This window comes from Candidatus Arthromitus sp. SFB-turkey (assembly GCF_001655775.1).
GTDB classification, from domain to species: domain Bacteria; phylum Bacillota; class Clostridia; order Clostridiales; family Clostridiaceae; genus Dwaynesavagella; species Dwaynesavagella gallinarum.
In genome coordinates, this window is the sequence record NZ_LXFF01000033.1 from 12,605 (window position 1) to 27,414 (window position 14,810).

Genomic DNA, 14,810 nt, shown 5'->3' on the forward strand with positions numbered 1-14,810 from the left:
GTATATATGGAAAATAATTTTGAAAATGAAAAAGAATATAGTAGTGTATCAAATAATAGTGTTAAGCCAGTTATAAAAAATAGTAATAATGGTTCTAGAAAGAGTTTAAGTATTTTGTTATTGGTGTTATTAATTTTAATAAGTTCTATTTTAGGAAGTTTATTTACAATATATGTAGCACCTAAATTAGGTTTTTTTGAAAAAACCCCATTATATTCTAAAATTTCATCATCTACTGGAGTTGAGTATGTGGGACCTACATATTTTAATGAGACTGAAGAGGCACTTACAGTTACGGAAATAGTTAAAAGAGTTGGGCCAGCTGTTGTTGGTGTTAGTACTCAATCAATTGTAGATAGAGGTTTCTTTGGACTACAACAACAAGAAGGTATAGGATCTGGGTTTATAATAAATGAAGAAGGGCATATTTTAACTAATTATCACGTAATTGAGGGAGCTCAAACTGTTAAAGTTATATTTTATGATGGTGTAGAAACAGATGCAAAAGTTATAAATTATGATGAGGCAAATGATATAGCATTACTAAAAATTACGGATTCAACAGTTACTGTTCCAGCTACAGTTGTTTTAGGTAATTCAGATGAATTATTAGTTGGTGAATCTGTTGTCGCTATCGGTTCTCCTCTTGGAAAAGAGTTTTTAGGAACAACCACAACAGGAGTTGTGAGTGCACTTGATAGAGATATAACTATAGAGGGTAAAACTTTGAAGCTTCTTCAAACAGATACAGCAATAAATCCTGGTAATAGCGGAGGACCTCTTATAAATTCTAGGGGAGAGGTTATTGGAATAAATACAGCTAAATTTGGTGGAAGTAGTGGTGTAACAAGTATTGAAGGTATAGGATTTGCAATACCAATAAATCAAGCTAAACAAAAATTAGATGAATTATCTAAACCTATACTTAGAATTGGAATTAAAGGAAGAGTTATTGATGCAGAGATTTCAAAGAATTTGAATTTACCAGAAGGAATTTATGTTGTTGAAGTTGAGGCATTTTCAAACGCTGAGCGTGCAGGTATAAGACCAGGAGATGTTGTAGTTAAGTTTGGTGGAAGAGATGTTAAAACTTTTGATGATGTTAATGAAATAAAAGCTCAACATAATTTAGGAGATACAATTAAGGTTGTAGTTTATAGAGAAGGTAGTGAAAAGACCTTAGATCTTGTTTTAAATGAATAGGGATTAATAAATTAAAAGCATAGTACTTTGAAATTAGTACTATGCTTTTTTAATGATTTGAAAAGAAATAAATTTTATTATTATCGAAGATAAATATGAAATTTTCATATTGAAAAATATTATTTAAATTTTTTGATAATATTTTTGAAATTTTATCTTTAAGATTATTATTTAAAAAATATAGTTTATTAATATTAAAATTTTGTATTTCTAACAAAGAGTTTTTAAAATTTTCAATTTCTGTAGTATTATTTAATTCAAATTCTCCATTTATAATATTAGTATCTATATTGTATGTAACGTATATGTTTTTAGAATTTTCAGGAAGATTATTTGGAATCCATCCATTTTCTATATATGAAGAAGCTTCAGCAAGATTTTTAAATGAAATATTTTTTGTGTCATTAAATAAGAAGCGTAAAGATATAAATATGATTAAAATTACAATAGGAATAAATAAAAATTTTGATAAAGTTTTCATACTAAGTACTCCTTAGATTAATTTTTCCCATTCTTCGTATAGTGTTGAAAGGGTTTGTTTTAGTTCATTTATTTTATTGTTAATTTCGTTTAATTTTTCATAATTAGAGTAAATTTCTTTAAGTGTTAATTGTTCTTGAAGATTTGAAATTTCATTTTCTGTATTTGTAATATCATTTTCTATTTTTGAAATTTTTCTAGAAATTTCTTTTCCTATTTTGCTTTTCTCGTGAACTTTTGGTTTATTTTGAGTTTTTGGCTTTGAAGATTTTTCACCATTTATTACACTGTCTATCGTTATAGAAGTATCAAATCTATGAGGGTTTTGTTGTTTATTTATGTAATAATCATAATTTCCAATATATTCAATTAAACCGTCTTTTTTAAATTCATAGATTTTGTCTACAACTTTATTTAAAAAATATCTATCGTGAGATATTATTAAGCAAGTTCCTTCAAAATTAATTATGGCATTTTCCAATATTTCTCTTGTGTAAATATCTAAGTGGTTTGTAGGTTCATCCATAAATAAAACATTTGAATTTGAAAGTATTATTTTAATTAGATTTAATCTACATTTTTCTCCTCCACTTAATAAGGATATTTTTTTGTAGATATCATCATTTTTAAATAAAAAATTTGATAAATGTCTTCTTATAGTTTGAGTTGTAACGTGAGGAAATGAATCGTGAATTTCTTCAAATATTGTTTTTTCATTGTTTAAGTCAGATTGTTCTTGATCATAATAACTAATATTTAAACCTGTACCATATGTTACGGTTCCATTTGTTTGATTATCTTTTCCACATAAAATTTTAAAAAGAGTACTTTTTCCAATACCGTTATGTCCTATTATTGCAATTTTTTCATTATTTGTAACAGAAAGATTTATATTTTCAAATATTTTTTTATCACCATAGTATTTTGAAAGATTTTTAACTTCTAAAATGTCATTTCCCGTTTTTTCAATAAATTCAAAATTAATGTTATTGATTTTAGAAGATGATTTAGGTTTTTCAATAAGCTGAATTTTGCTTAATCGTTTTTCCCTACTTTCAGCTGCCTTTATACGTTTTTCACTGTGTTTTGTTCTATAATTTTTAATAATTTCTCTTTCACGTTTTAAAAATTTTTGTTGAACGTTATATTTATGTAGAAGTTCATTTTCATAATTTTGTTTAAGTTCTAAAAATTTTGTGTAATTAGAATTGAAAGTTAAAATTTTTGAATTTTCAAGTTCAAATATATGAGTTACAATTTTATCTAAAAAATATCTATCGTGAGATATTACAATTAAAGTTCCTTTATAACTTTTTAAATAATTTTCTAGCCATTCAATAGATTCTAAATCTAAGTGGTTTGTTGGTTCATCAAGTAATAAAATATCAGGCTTTTTAAGTAAAAGTTTTGCTAGATCTAATCGTTTTTTTTCACCACCACTTAAATTTTTAGCTTTTCTATTTATTTTTTCATCACTAAAATTTAAATATTTTAAAACTTTTAGAGTTTCGCTTTTATATGTATATCCTTCGTTTATTTTAAATTTATTTATTAATTCCGTATATTCATTTATAAATTCTTGATTTTGATTAGCTTCAAGAATTTTTTCCAATTCATTTATTCTATTTTCCATTTTTATTAAATTTTCAAAGACTAAAAGAGCATTTTCATAAATAGTCATATCTTCATTGAAGTTAGAATTTTGAGTTAAATATCCAAGAGTTTTGGATTTGTTTATAAAAATTTCTCCAGAATCTTGAGGTATTTGATTTGTTATTATTTTTAAAAGTGTTGATTTTCCACCTCCATTTTGACCAATTAATCCAATTTTATCTCCATCATTTATGTTAAAAGAAATATCATTTAAGATTGTATTTATACCAAAGCTTTTATAAATGTTTTTAAGACTAATGATAAGCATTATTTCACCTGTATATATAAATTTTTTATTTATTGGTTACAATAAAAATTATTTACCATTTTATCATAATTCAATTATAAAATTAAAATTTAATTAGGGGTGAATTGTAAAAAATATTTATAATTGTAATTATTATGTAATGTAAACGTTTGGAAAAAAGATTAAAATTAAGTTACAGAAAGAATTTCATAAAACGGAGGTATTTTTATGTTAAATAAAGTTAGAGGTGGACTTATTATATCTTGTCAAGCACTTGAAGACGAACCTCTTTGTAGTCCTTTTATAATGGGAAGAATGGCTAAAGCTGCAGAACAAGCAGGAGCAGTTGGAATTAGAGCTCAAGGAGTTGAAGATATAATTGAAATTAAATCAGTTACTAATTTGCCAGTTGTTGGAATTATAAAAAGAAATTATGATGATTCACAAATTTATATAACGGCAACGAAGTTTGAAGCTGATGAATTATTGAAAACTAAATGTGAAATGATTGCTTTAGATTCAACAAATAGAGTTAGACCTAATGGTGAAAAATTGGAAGATTTAATTAAATACATTAAAAATAGTGGTGTGCTTGTTATGGCAGATATATCAAATTATGAGGAAGCTTTGAAAGCACAAGAGTTAGGAGTAGATTGTGTTTCAACAACTTTATCGGGATATACAGATTATACGAAAAAATTAGATTCTCCAGATTTTGAATTAATAGAAAGACTTGTTAAAGATTTAAATATTCCTGTAATAGCTGAAGGAAGAATAAATACGCCAGAAGATTTGAAGAAAGTATATGATCTAGGAGTTTATTCAGCAGTTGTAGGCTCAGCAATTACAAGACCACAGCTAATTGCTAAAAAGTTTATAGATGTTATTAAATAAGTTTGATAATTAATTAATTTTCAGGAGGTGGGGTTTTGTTTAAAAATTTACAAATATAGCACTTATTATGTGTGTGGGTCTTGCCATAGGATTAGTTAAAAAAGATAAAGGTACAGTAGGGTTAGCTGCTTTAGTAGGATTTATAGTTATGAATGCCTCTTTAGGAGCAATGTTAGATATATTTAAACCTGAAGGAGTAGAAGCTATAGATACAGGAGTTATAGGCTCTATTGTTATAGGATGTATTGTAGTTTTTTTACACAGTAAGTATGGAAATATACAGTTACCACAGTTTTTAGGTTTTTTTGGAGGTTCTAGATTTATCCCTATTATTTCTGCTTTGTGTTCTATTTTTATAGCAGGTATATTTTTCTTAATATGGCCATCATTTCAAAATATTTTGGTTATTATTGGAGGTAAAATTGCAAGTTTAGGACCAATTGGTACGTTTTTTTATGGTTTTTTATTGAGATTAACGGGTGCAGTTGGACTACATAATACTATATATCCTCTATTTTGGTATACCGAATTAGGAGGAACTGCAATTGTATCAGGAATGGAGGTTGTTGGAGCTCAAAATATATTTTTTGCGGAGCTTGCTGATGCTACGCATACAGGTTTATATACACATGGGACTAGGTTTTTTGCTGGAAGATTTGCAACTATGATGTTTGGATTGCCTGGTGCTTGTTTAGCAATATATCATTGTGCTAAGAAATCTAGGAAAAAATTGGTTTTAGGTCTACTTTTTAGTGCAGCATTAACATCATTTTTAACTGGAATAACAGAACCTATTGAGTTTATGTTTTTATTTGTTGCACTTTGGCTTTATGTTATTCATGCTTTTTTTGATGGAGTTTCATTTTTATTAGCAGATGTTTTTTCTATAAGAATAGGAAATACATTTTCTGGAGGTTTAATAGATTTCTTACTTTTTGGAGTTTTTCAAGGGAATGACAAAACTAATTGGATATATGTAATATTCATAGGGATAATTTGGTTTTTTATCTATTACTTTGTATTTAGATTTTTCATAACTAAATTTAATGTTCAAACGCCTGGAAGAGAAGAAAGTAGCGAAGATGATTTTCAAGATATAAAGGTTGAAACTAAAAATTCAATATATGATTTATCAGTATTAGTACTTGAATCACTTGGAGGTAAAGAAAATATAGAAGATTGTGATGCTTGTATAACAAGACTTAGAGTTTCTGTTAAGAATGTGGATAAGGTTGATAAACAAAAAATAAAAGATTTAGGAGCTACAGCAGTGTTTGATGTTAATGGTGGTGTGCAAGCAGTTTTTGGAGCTAAAGCGGATTTAATAAAAAATAATATAAATGAAATTTTAGATAAAAGTTAATTTTGGGAGGTATAAAAAATGAAAGGAATTTATTCAGCACTTTTAACTTCTTTTGATAGAGAGGGTAATATAAACGAAAAAGGTATAAGAGAAATTGTAAGGTACAATATTGATAAAATGAAAGTTGATGGACTTTATGTTGGAGGAAGCACTGGAGAAAATTTTATGCTTTCAACTGATGAGAAGAAAGAAATTTTTAGAATTGTAAAAGATGAGGCAAAAGATAAGGTAAAATTAATTGCACAAGTTGGATCTATAAATTTAAAAGAAAGTATTGAACTTGGGAAATTTTCAACAGAGCTTGGATATGATTCACTAAGTGCAGTTACTCCTTTTTATTATAAGTTTAGTTTTGATGAGATAAAGGATTATTACGACACAATAATTAGAGAATGTAAAAATAAAATGATAATTTATTCTATACCAGCTTTAACAGGAGTTAATATGAGTATAGAAAATTTTAAAGAGTTATTTAAAAATGAAGATATAATTGGAGTTAAATTTACTGCACCAGATTTTTATTTACTTGAGAGAATAAGAAAAGAGTTTTCTGATAAATTAATTTTTTCTGGATTTGATGAAATGTTATTATCTGCACTTGTACTTGGAGTTGATGGAGCAATTGGGTCAACATTTAATGTAAATGGTATAAGAACTAGAGAAATATTTGAGTTAGTAAAAGATAATAAAATAAAAGAAGCAAGAGAAGTTCAACATATAACAAATGATTTAATAACAGATATTTTAAACAATGGATTATATCAAACTATAAAGCTTATTTTAGAGGAATTTGGAGTTGAGGCTGGAGAGTGTAAAAGACCTTTTAAAGAAGCTACACAAGAAATGAAGAAAAGAGCAAAAGATATATTCTTAAAATATTTCAGCTAAATGAAATAATTTATGATTCTTATATTGAAAGGAATTTTGTAAAATGAAAGGATTTTCTTCAATTGACTTTATAGTTTTGATTGTATATTTAATAGGAGTTCTTCTTATAGGACTATATTTTTCCAAAAAAGATATGGAAGGTAAAGAATATTTCAAAGGTGATGGAACTATACCTTGGTGGGTTACATCAGTTTCCATTTTTGCAACGTTATTAAGTCCCATTTCATTTTTATCTTTAGCGGGAAATTCTTATAGTGGTACTTGGGCTTTATGGTTTGCACAGCTTGGTATATTTATAGCCATTCCTCTTACTATAAGATTTTTCTTACCAGTATTTAGTAAATTAAAGATTGATACGGCTTATCATTATTTAGAGATAAGATATAAAAGTAAAGGTTTAAGAGTTATAGGAGCTATAATTTTTATAATATATCAAATTGGACGTATGTCTATAATTATGTATTTGCCATCAATTGTTTTAGCTAGATTATCTAACATACATGTAAATATTTTCATAATTCTTATGGGAATTATTGCTATTATATATTCTTACACAGGAGGAATTAAATCCGTTTTATGGACTGATTTTATACAAGGTGTTGTTTTAATTGTAGGTGTTGTAGGTACACTAGTATTTATAGGTTTAAAGGTTAATGGTGGATTTCCAGAAATATTTAACACTTTGTTTGAACAGGGAAAATTCTTATCAAGTAATGAGGTAATATTTGATCCAAATATTTTAAAAACAAGTATATTTATGATTTTAGTTGGAGGAGGACTTAATACATTTTCTTCATATATATCAAGTCAAGATGTTGTACAAAGATTTACAACTACAACAGATATAAAACAATTAAATAGAATGACTTATACTAATGGAATTTTATCAATAGTTGTTGCAACGCTTTTTTATTTAATTGGTACAGCGCTTTTTGTATTTTACAGGCAAAATCCAGAGTTATTAATGACAGCTCAACAAGATCAAATTTATGCTTCTTTCATAGCATATCAACTTCCTGCTGGAGTAACAGGAATATTATTAGCAGCTATATATGCAGCGTCACAATCAACTTTATCAACAGGATTAAACTCAGTTGCTACAAGTTGGACACTTGATATACAAAATTTTATAACAAAAGATTTAAGTTTTAAGAAACAAACAAAAATTGCACAATTAATTTCATTATTAGTTGGAATAATTTCCATTGTAGTTTCAATAATTCTTGCAAGTAGTGAAATTAAATCAGCTTATGAGTGGTTTAATGGATTTATTGGAGCAGTACTTGGAGTTCTTGCTGGAATATTTGTTTTAGGAGTTGTGTATAAAAAAGCTACAAAACTTGGAGCTTATGTTGGATTTATTGTTGCTACTATAGTTGTACTTGCTTTAAAATATAAATTATTAAATGTAGATGTTTCAATTTGGGCATATTCTTTAATAACAATAGTTGTTACAGTTGTTGTTGGAATTATTGTTAGTTTATTTAGTAAAGAAAAAAATGAGTATAATACTAATTAGGAGTGATTAAATGATTTTTGGAAATATTAAGTATTCAGATATGTATTCTTCTATGAGTGGGGAAGTTAAAAAAGTTATTGATTTTATTAAGAGTACTGATCTTTCTAATTTTTCAAAAGGAATTCATGAAATTGAAGGAAAAGATTTTTTTGTAAATATAGTGGAATATAATTTGAAGGATGAGGATTGTGGTTTTTGGGAAGCACATAGAAAATATTTAGATGTGCATTTTATGATTAGTGGTTCAGAGAGAATAAAAATGAATTTTTTGGAGAATTCAAAGGTAAAAGATTATAAAGAGGAAGATGATTTTGTATCTTTTGAAGGTGGAAAAGAAAATTCATATGTTGATTTAGGTGATGGAGATTTTTTAGTTTGTTATCCTCATGATGTGCATATGACTGCAATTAAAATCAAAGATAATGATTATGTAAAAAAAGCTATTTTTAAAGTTAAAATAACATAAAAATTTTTTAGGATATTTTATTTATTTAAAATATCCTTTTTTATATAACTTTACTTTAAAAAATTAAAAATATATACTAATTAAAGATACTTTAGAGAATGGAGTGGTTTGTTTTGGATTTAAAATTTTGCTTAGCTTTTGATGTTGGGGGAACTTTTATAAAATATGCTATTGTTGATAATTCTGGAAAAATTCATTTAAAAGATAAAGTAGAGACTCCAGGATTTCCAGCAAAAGAAACAATTCCTAGAACAATGGGGAATATTTTTGATAATTTAAGAAATAAATTTGATATAAGTTGTTTTGGAATTTCAACTGCAGGTCAAATAAATGTAGACAAAGGTTTTGTTGAATATGCTACGGATAATTTACCTGGTTATTCTGGAACTGATTTTGTAGAGACTATTGGTAAGAAATTTAACTTACCTGTATTTGTTGATAATGATGTTAATTCTGCAGCTGCTGGTGAAATGTGGGTTGGAAGTGCGAAAGAAACTAAAAATTTTTTATGTGTAACTCTTGGAACAGGAGTTGGAGGAGCAATTGTTATAAATGGAGAAATTCATAGAGGAGCTAATTTTTCAGCAGGAGAAATCGGACATTTCATTATTGTTCCAGAAGGAGATAAATGTACTTGTGGGAAATATGGATGTTATGAAAGATATGCTTCTACTTCTGCACTTATAAGAATGTATAAAGAAGAACTTATTAATAGTGGTTTACAAGTTAATGATAATTATACTGGAGAGTATATTGTTGATTTGTATTATAAGGGAGATAAAATTTCTAAGAAAGTTTATGAGAAGTTTTTAGATTACATATCTTATGGTATTGCAAACTTAACTCATATACTAGATCCAGGAACAATTATAATAGGCGGTGGTATATCAGCTCAGGGAAAACCATTTTTTGATGAAATAAATTCTAGATTTAAAAAGTATGTTAATGAAACTTATTGTAAAAATACAGTCATAAAACAAGCTAGTCTTTTAAATGATGCAGGTGTAATTGGTGCGGCATTTAATGCATTTTCATCTGCGAAAATAATATAAAATTTAAATTTATTATATTTTGGAGGTATAAAATTGGCTGTTTTATTGATTCCTATTGCTCTTGCTTTAGATGCTTTTGGTGTATCACTTAGCCTTGGTTTTTCAAACAAGTATAGATTTAAACAACTTATGATGTTTTGTTTAAGTTTTGGTTTCTTTCAATTTTTATTTTCTTTTTTTGGTGGAATTTTTGGAGATTTGGTTAATTCTTATATATTGGCAATTCCTAAAGTTGTTGGTGGAATTGTAATTTTAATTGTTGGGATTATGATGTTTAAAGAAGCTTTTTCAAATAATGAAGATGAGGAAGAATTAGAAAAAAAGTTATTTAATAATTTATACATAACCCTTGGAATTTCAGTTAGTATAGACGCTTTAGTTGTAGGGTTTACGGCATATAATGTATACAATTTTAAATTAATATTTTTAAATACTTTGTTAGTTGGAGTTGTTACATTATTACTTTGTGTTTTTGCAGTATTATTATCTATGTATTTAAGAAAAGTAAAATTTATTGCAAGATATGCAGATTTTTTAGGGGGAATAATGTTAATACTTTTTGGACTTAAGATGATTTTTTCATAAAATTATAGTATAATTATTTTAAGTATTAACAAGCTTTTAGGCTTGTTAATTTTTTATTATATTTAGTTATTTAGAGGTAGTTGTTATGGAAAATACAGATATTTTAAGTAAGGCTGGTCTAAAAATAACAAAACCAAGAAACATTGTTCTTAATATATTTAAAAATACAGATAAGATTTTGAATGCGTCAGAAGTTTATGAAATTTGCAAAAATGAAGGTTTTGACATTAATTTATCTACGGTTTATAGGATTTGTGAAATATTTTCTTCTAAGAAAATTTTAGATAAAGTGATTAATAGTAATAGAGTAAATGGATATAAAATTTCTATAACATCTCATGTTCATAAGTTAAGTTGTAATCTTTGTAAAAAAACAATAGAAATAAATTGTCCTTTTAATATTTTAAGTCAATATATAGAAACAAATACGGGATTTACATTAACAAAACATGATATAGATATATCAGGTATTTGTAATGAATGCAAAAACAAGAACTAAAAATCTTTAGTTCTTGTTTTTTGTTATTATGAGACAAAATAAAAGTATAGAAATTGTTGTTAAGGCGATAGTTCCTCCAGGTGCAGTATTTAAATGATATGATAAAAATAAACCAAGTAATACAGATAATATTCCAAATATTATAGATAAAATTATTGTTTTGATAAGACCTTGTTTAAATCTAAAAGAAGCTGCAACTGGTATAATCATAATCGATGATACAACTAAAAGACCGACAACTTTTATAGATGCAGATATAGTTGCACTTAATAATACTGAAAAAAGTATGTTAAAGAAATGATTGTTGAATTTAGATATATTTGCAAAGTCTTCATCTAAGATTACTAAAGCAAATTTTTTATGATATTTAATTAATAATGCTAAGATTATTACGCTTGTACAAATTATAAATATAAGATCATATCTACTAAGAGTTAAAATACTTCCAAAAATAATACTTTCTATGTTTATATTAACAATCCCACTACTTGATATTATAATTGCAATTCCAAGACTTAAGGTTAAAATTATTGAAAGAGAAATTTCGGAAAAATTTTTATAATAATTTCTTAGATATTCAATTAAAATAGCACAAACTATTGTGTATCCAATTGACACTAAAAGAGAATTTAATCCTAAAACATATGAAAGTGCAACTCCAGCAAAAGAAGCGTGAGAAAGTGTATCACTTATATATGAGTAACGCTTTAAGACAATAAAAGTTCCCATAAATGGACAAATTATTGATATAAAAAAGCCTGCAATGAAAGCATTTCTTATAAATTCGTATTTAAACAAGATAAATACTGCCCTCGTTAATTAAAAATATTTTGTTAGCGTAACTCATTGAAAAATTTTTATTATGTTCAACTACAAGTATTGTTATATTTTGATTATTCAATTCTTTTAAATTATCATATATCATGACTTTACTTTCTTCATCTAAATTATTAGTTGGTTCATCAACAATTAGTAAATCTGTCCTTTTTAAAAGTGAACGAACTAACATTAATTTTTGAAGTTGTCCTCCCGATAATTTCCCAATAAGTGAGTTTAAACAATCAGTTAAATTATATTTTTCAATTAAATTTTTTGCGTGAGAAAAGGGAACTTTTAGTTCTTTTGAGTTATACTTTAAAAATTCTTTTACAGTTATTGGAAAGTCTTTATTAAAATTGATTGATTGAGGAATGTAAGAGATATATTTTGTATTTATTTGTATTTTTGATTCATCATTTTTAATTAGATTTAAAATTAGTTTCAATAAAGTACTTTTTCCACATCCATTTTTTCCAATTATACAAGCAAAATCTCCAGCATTAATTGAGAAGTTTACATTTTTGAAAATTTGTTTATTGTTATCAAAACTAAAAGATAAATTTTCTATATTTATGATTTTGTCCGAAAAATAAGTTTCTTTTGTGATTATTTCATCTATATTCATAGCTTTTAACATAAAAAACCTCGTTATTGACACCTAATATTTTTATATGTATTATAAACTTAATGCAATTCATTTGCAATAATAATATAAAAATTAAGAGGAGTTTAATTAATGAAGAAAATTTATAACATTATTTGTTTTGTTTTTGGGTTTTTATTTTTAACTTCTTGTACAAGCTCTCAAAAACAGGGTACTTTGAGTGTTGTTGTAACTTCTAATCCAAATCAAAATCTTATTAAATACATAGCCCAAGATAAAGCAGATTTATATTCTTTGGTTTTTAATTCATCTTCTCATGATTTTGAAGTTAAACCGGAAGACATTAGAAGAATAGAGGAAGCAGATGTTGTTTTTTATAATGGATTAGGACTTGATGATAAAGTTTTAGAATTTTCTAATGATAAAAGTAAATTTATTAAAACAACAGATGGTGTTACACTAATTGAATTACAAGAAGAACATAGCCATAATCATGATGAGGAAGAGAATAATCACGAGAATAATGAAAATGCAGCAGATAATCATACAGAAGAGACTTATTATGATCCACATGTTTGGCTTAGCTTGAAAGAATATAAAATTATGGCTAAAAATGTTTTAGATAAACTTGTAGAATTAGATCCTGTAAATGAGGAATTTTATGTTAAAAATTATAATGATTTTGTTGTTAGAGCAGACTCTATATACGAAACATATAAAAGGGATTTTGATACTTTAACTAATAAAGAATTTGTTAGCAATCATGCTTCTTACGGATATTTAGCAAGGGATTTTGGTTTGATAAATAGTAGTTTATATGATATAAATAACCATGGAGAGGCTAATCCACAAGATATTCAAACTATAGTTGATGTAATTAGAGAGAAAAATATAAAATTAATTATTGGAGATGAGTTTGATTCTAATAAGGAGTTAGAGACTATTTCAAATGAAACAGGAGTTAATTATAAAGTTGTTAATAATTTGGAGAGTAAAGGAGATTTCTTTACTGAATATGAAAAATTATTAAGTTCGATTTATGATGGTTTAAAGTAGGAGTATATTTTTATGGAATTTGAAAGCATTGTTTTAATACATAGAAAAGAAGGAAGATTTTTAGAAGAAGGATATAGAATAAAGGTAGAAACGTGTTTTGAAAATATAAAATCCTTTTATGAAGAAAATGGCTTAGTTTTTTTAGTTTTAAATTTGGAAGAAGAATTTACAGATGAAAAGTTTGATGAAATATTCGAAAAGTTTTGTTATGACGATTTCGACAAATTAGATGTTAAAATTTATCCAAAAGATAATGAATATTACCCTACATTTATAGTTGAGATGAAAAATAATTGTAAGGATGTGCTCCAAGAAAAAATAAATAATATATTAGAATTATTTATGGAAAAAGTAGTTAAAATTTATTGTAATGATATATAAAATAGTATACAATTAGCAATTATAGCTACCTATTAAAGTTAAGTTTAATTTTTAACTTAGTTTAATAGGTAGTTTTGTTTTAGGGGATTATTATGAAAGTGTTAAGAGACATAAGATCGAAAATTATAAATGATCTTGAAAAAGAATTTAAATTTTCAAAAAGTGTAATTTATTCAGATACATATAAAAGAAATATAGAAATTTACACCAAAGAAACTTCAAACTTTGTTTTATGTATAAATTTTACAAATTTAAATTCTTATATTAATCTAAATAGGGAAATACATAGTTTTTTTAGTTTAAAAGGAATCAAATATAATTTGGTAAATATATTTTTTGTTCCTACTATCAAAGATATTGAAAATACATATTTTCAAACTGAGTTTTATGAAGAGGCAATTTTTATTGAAGAATCAACAGGTAATATAAAAAGTTTCAATATACATAATGTTGGTTTTTTAAATGTTATAAAAAATGTAGTAGAAGGTACTTCAAATAAAAGAAGAAGCAAAGTAAAAAATAATCATTTGACAATATTTTTAGTATCTTTAAGTATAATCATTTATTTTATACTAGGAACAATTAGTGGAGATATTGTTTCAATTCGAGATGAGGTTTTATTATGGGCTGGAGCTAAGATGGATTTTTTAATAGAAGCAGGAGAATATAATAGAATTTTTATGTCTCCATTTTTACATAAAAATTTTGTTCAATTGATTGTAGGAATTATAACTTTGTTTTTTACAGGAAGTATTGTTGAAAAAAATATTGGAAAAATGAATTATATAATTCTTATAATTTTGGGAATATTTTTTGGAAATTTTGCTAGTTATTTAGTTAATTTTTCAAATGTTTTTGGGGTTGGTCTTTATGTAATAAATTATGCAATAATAGGTGCGTTGTTTATTTTAGCATTTAAGCATAGAGATAAAGTTAATAGGTTGTTTTTTATATTTATATTTTCTTTTATAGGTATAAATTTATTGAATAGTATGTTTTCAACTAATATAGATAATTTTGGAAGTTTAGCGTCTTTTATATCAGGTATAATATCTATGAAAACATTGGATTTATTTAAAAAGTAGACTTTAAAGTTAAAAT

The 14,810-nt window shown here is 25.6% G+C and carries 16 protein-coding genes; 12 read left to right on the top strand and 4 right to left on the bottom strand.

Going from position 1 to position 14,810, the window contains the following annotated elements; genetic code table 11:
• Nucleotides 1–6 precede the first annotated feature (6 nt).
• Nucleotides 7–1,203 (top strand): S1C family serine protease, encoded by a 1,197-nt coding sequence (locus A6P36_RS06280; protein ID WP_066762112.1) that lies wholly within the window; start codon nucleotides 7–9, stop codon nucleotides 1,201–1,203.
• Between the two features lie 49 nt (nucleotides 1,204–1,252).
• Here A6P36_RS06280 and A6P36_RS06285 read toward each other — a convergent pair whose 3' ends face one another.
• Together A6P36_RS06285 and A6P36_RS06290 are read right to left on the bottom strand one after the other, a co-directional pair.
• Nucleotides 1,253–1,684 (bottom strand): hypothetical protein, encoded by a 432-nt coding sequence (locus A6P36_RS06285; RefSeq protein WP_066762114.1) that lies wholly within the window; start codon nucleotides 1,682–1,684, stop codon nucleotides 1,253–1,255.
• Nucleotides 1,685–1,696: 12 nt separating this feature from the next.
• On the bottom strand, nucleotides 1,697–3,604 hold the full coding sequence (locus A6P36_RS06290; protein WP_066762116.1) for an ABC-F family ATP-binding cassette domain-containing protein: 1,908 nt from the start codon (nucleotides 3,602–3,604) through the stop codon (nucleotides 1,697–1,699).
• 207 nt (nucleotides 3,605–3,811) lie between these two features.
• Between A6P36_RS06290 and A6P36_RS06295 the strand changes: the two genes are divergently transcribed.
• The 8 genes from A6P36_RS06295 to A6P36_RS06330 all read left to right on the top strand — a co-directional run bounded on the left by A6P36_RS06295 (nucleotide 3,812) and on the right by A6P36_RS06330 (nucleotide 10,849).
• Nucleotides 3,812–4,477, top strand: coding sequence for an N-acetylmannosamine-6-phosphate 2-epimerase (locus A6P36_RS06295; RefSeq protein ID WP_066762119.1), 666 nt, complete (start codon nucleotides 3,812–3,814; stop codon nucleotides 4,475–4,477).
• 55 nt (nucleotides 4,478–4,532) lie between these two features.
• A complete protein-coding gene (locus A6P36_RS06300; RefSeq protein WP_255363899.1) occupies nucleotides 4,533–5,840 on the top strand; it encodes a PTS transporter subunit EIIC in 1,308 nt (435 codons plus the stop codon).
• An 18-nt stretch (nucleotides 5,841–5,858) separates the two neighbouring features.
• Nucleotides 5,859–6,728: an N-acetylneuraminate lyase gene (locus A6P36_RS06305; protein ID WP_066762133.1), complete on the top strand. Its 870-nt coding sequence runs from the start codon at nucleotides 5,859–5,861 to the stop codon at nucleotides 6,726–6,728.
• Nucleotides 6,729–6,771: 43 nt separating this feature from the next.
• Nucleotides 6,772–8,247: a sodium:solute symporter gene (locus tag A6P36_RS06310; RefSeq protein ID WP_066762136.1), complete on the top strand. Its 1,476-nt coding sequence runs from the start codon at nucleotides 6,772–6,774 to the stop codon at nucleotides 8,245–8,247.
• A gap of 10 nt (nucleotides 8,248–8,257) precedes the next feature.
• Complete coding sequence (locus A6P36_RS06315) at nucleotides 8,258–8,713, top strand: YhcH/YjgK/YiaL family protein (protein WP_066762139.1); 456 nt, start codon at nucleotides 8,258–8,260, stop codon at nucleotides 8,711–8,713.
• A 113-nt stretch (nucleotides 8,714–8,826) separates the two neighbouring features.
• Entirely contained in the window at nucleotides 8,827–9,765 is a 939-nt protein-coding gene (locus A6P36_RS06320; RefSeq protein WP_066762140.1) for an ROK family protein, read from the top strand.
• A gap of 33 nt (nucleotides 9,766–9,798) precedes the next feature.
• Nucleotides 9,799–10,350, top strand: coding sequence for a manganese efflux pump MntP (locus A6P36_RS06325; protein WP_066762142.1), 552 nt, complete (start codon nucleotides 9,799–9,801; stop codon nucleotides 10,348–10,350).
• 85 nt (nucleotides 10,351–10,435) lie between these two features.
• Nucleotides 10,436–10,849 carry a Fur family transcriptional regulator gene (locus A6P36_RS06330; protein WP_066762146.1) on the top strand — a complete coding sequence of 138 codons (414 nt, stop codon included), beginning with the start codon at nucleotides 10,436–10,438 and terminating at the stop codon, nucleotides 10,847–10,849.
• Between the two features lie 6 nt (nucleotides 10,850–10,855).
• On the opposite strand, the gene A6P36_RS06335 is transcribed toward A6P36_RS06330, so the two are convergent.
• Together A6P36_RS06335 and A6P36_RS06340 are read right to left on the bottom strand one after the other, a co-directional pair.
• On the bottom strand, nucleotides 10,856–11,647 hold the full coding sequence (locus tag A6P36_RS06335; protein ID WP_066762147.1) for a metal ABC transporter permease: 792 nt from the start codon (nucleotides 11,645–11,647) through the stop codon (nucleotides 10,856–10,858).
• A complete protein-coding gene (locus A6P36_RS06340) occupies nucleotides 11,640–12,305 on the bottom strand; it encodes a metal ABC transporter ATP-binding protein (RefSeq protein ID WP_066762149.1) in 666 nt (221 codons plus the stop codon). The genes A6P36_RS06335 and A6P36_RS06340 overlap by 8 nt, the downstream gene beginning before the upstream one ends.
• 99 nt (nucleotides 12,306–12,404) lie before the next feature.
• Between A6P36_RS06340 and A6P36_RS06345 the strand changes: the two genes are divergently transcribed.
• The 3 genes from A6P36_RS06345 to A6P36_RS06355 all read left to right on the top strand — a co-directional run bounded on the left by A6P36_RS06345 (nucleotide 12,405) and on the right by A6P36_RS06355 (nucleotide 14,794).
• Complete coding sequence (locus tag A6P36_RS06345; RefSeq protein ID WP_066762151.1) at nucleotides 12,405–13,328, top strand: metal ABC transporter substrate-binding protein; 924 nt, start codon at nucleotides 12,405–12,407, stop codon at nucleotides 13,326–13,328.
• A 12-nt stretch (nucleotides 13,329–13,340) separates the two neighbouring features.
• Nucleotides 13,341–13,709 (top strand): DUF6762 family protein, encoded by a 369-nt coding sequence (locus A6P36_RS06350; RefSeq protein WP_066762153.1) that lies wholly within the window; start codon nucleotides 13,341–13,343, stop codon nucleotides 13,707–13,709.
• A gap of 92 nt (nucleotides 13,710–13,801) precedes the next feature.
• Complete coding sequence (locus A6P36_RS06355) at nucleotides 13,802–14,794, top strand: rhomboid family intramembrane serine protease (protein WP_066762156.1); 993 nt, start codon at nucleotides 13,802–13,804, stop codon at nucleotides 14,792–14,794.
• Nucleotides 14,795–14,810 lie beyond the last annotated feature (16 nt).

Coding starts and splice junctions, on each gene's coding strand:
- A6P36_RS06280 (WP_066762112.1), top strand. CDS start 7: ATGGAAAATAATTTTGAAAATGAAAAAGAATATAGTAGTGTATCAAAT.
- A6P36_RS06285 (WP_066762114.1), bottom strand. CDS start 1,684: ATGAAAACTTTATCAAAATTTTTATTTATTCCTATTGTAATTTTAATC.
- A6P36_RS06290 (WP_066762116.1), bottom strand. CDS start 3,604: ATGCTTATCATTAGTCTTAAAAACATTTATAAAAGCTTTGGTATAAAT.
- A6P36_RS06295 (WP_066762119.1), top strand. CDS start 3,812: ATGTTAAATAAAGTTAGAGGTGGACTTATTATATCTTGTCAAGCACTT.
- A6P36_RS06305 (WP_066762133.1), top strand. CDS start 5,859: ATGAAAGGAATTTATTCAGCACTTTTAACTTCTTTTGATAGAGAGGGT.
- A6P36_RS06310 (WP_066762136.1), top strand. CDS start 6,772: ATGAAAGGATTTTCTTCAATTGACTTTATAGTTTTGATTGTATATTTA.
- A6P36_RS06315 (WP_066762139.1), top strand. CDS start 8,258: ATGATTTTTGGAAATATTAAGTATTCAGATATGTATTCTTCTATGAGT.
- A6P36_RS06330 (WP_066762146.1), top strand. CDS start 10,436: ATGGAAAATACAGATATTTTAAGTAAGGCTGGTCTAAAAATAACAAAA.
- A6P36_RS06340 (WP_066762149.1), bottom strand. CDS start 12,305: ATGTTAAAAGCTATGAATATAGATGAAATAATCACAAAAGAAACTTAT.
- A6P36_RS06345 (WP_066762151.1), top strand. CDS start 12,405: ATGAAGAAAATTTATAACATTATTTGTTTTGTTTTTGGGTTTTTATTT.
- A6P36_RS06350 (WP_066762153.1), top strand. CDS start 13,341: ATGGAATTTGAAAGCATTGTTTTAATACATAGAAAAGAAGGAAGATTT.
- A6P36_RS06355 (WP_066762156.1), top strand. CDS start 13,802: ATGAAAGTGTTAAGAGACATAAGATCGAAAATTATAAATGATCTTGAA.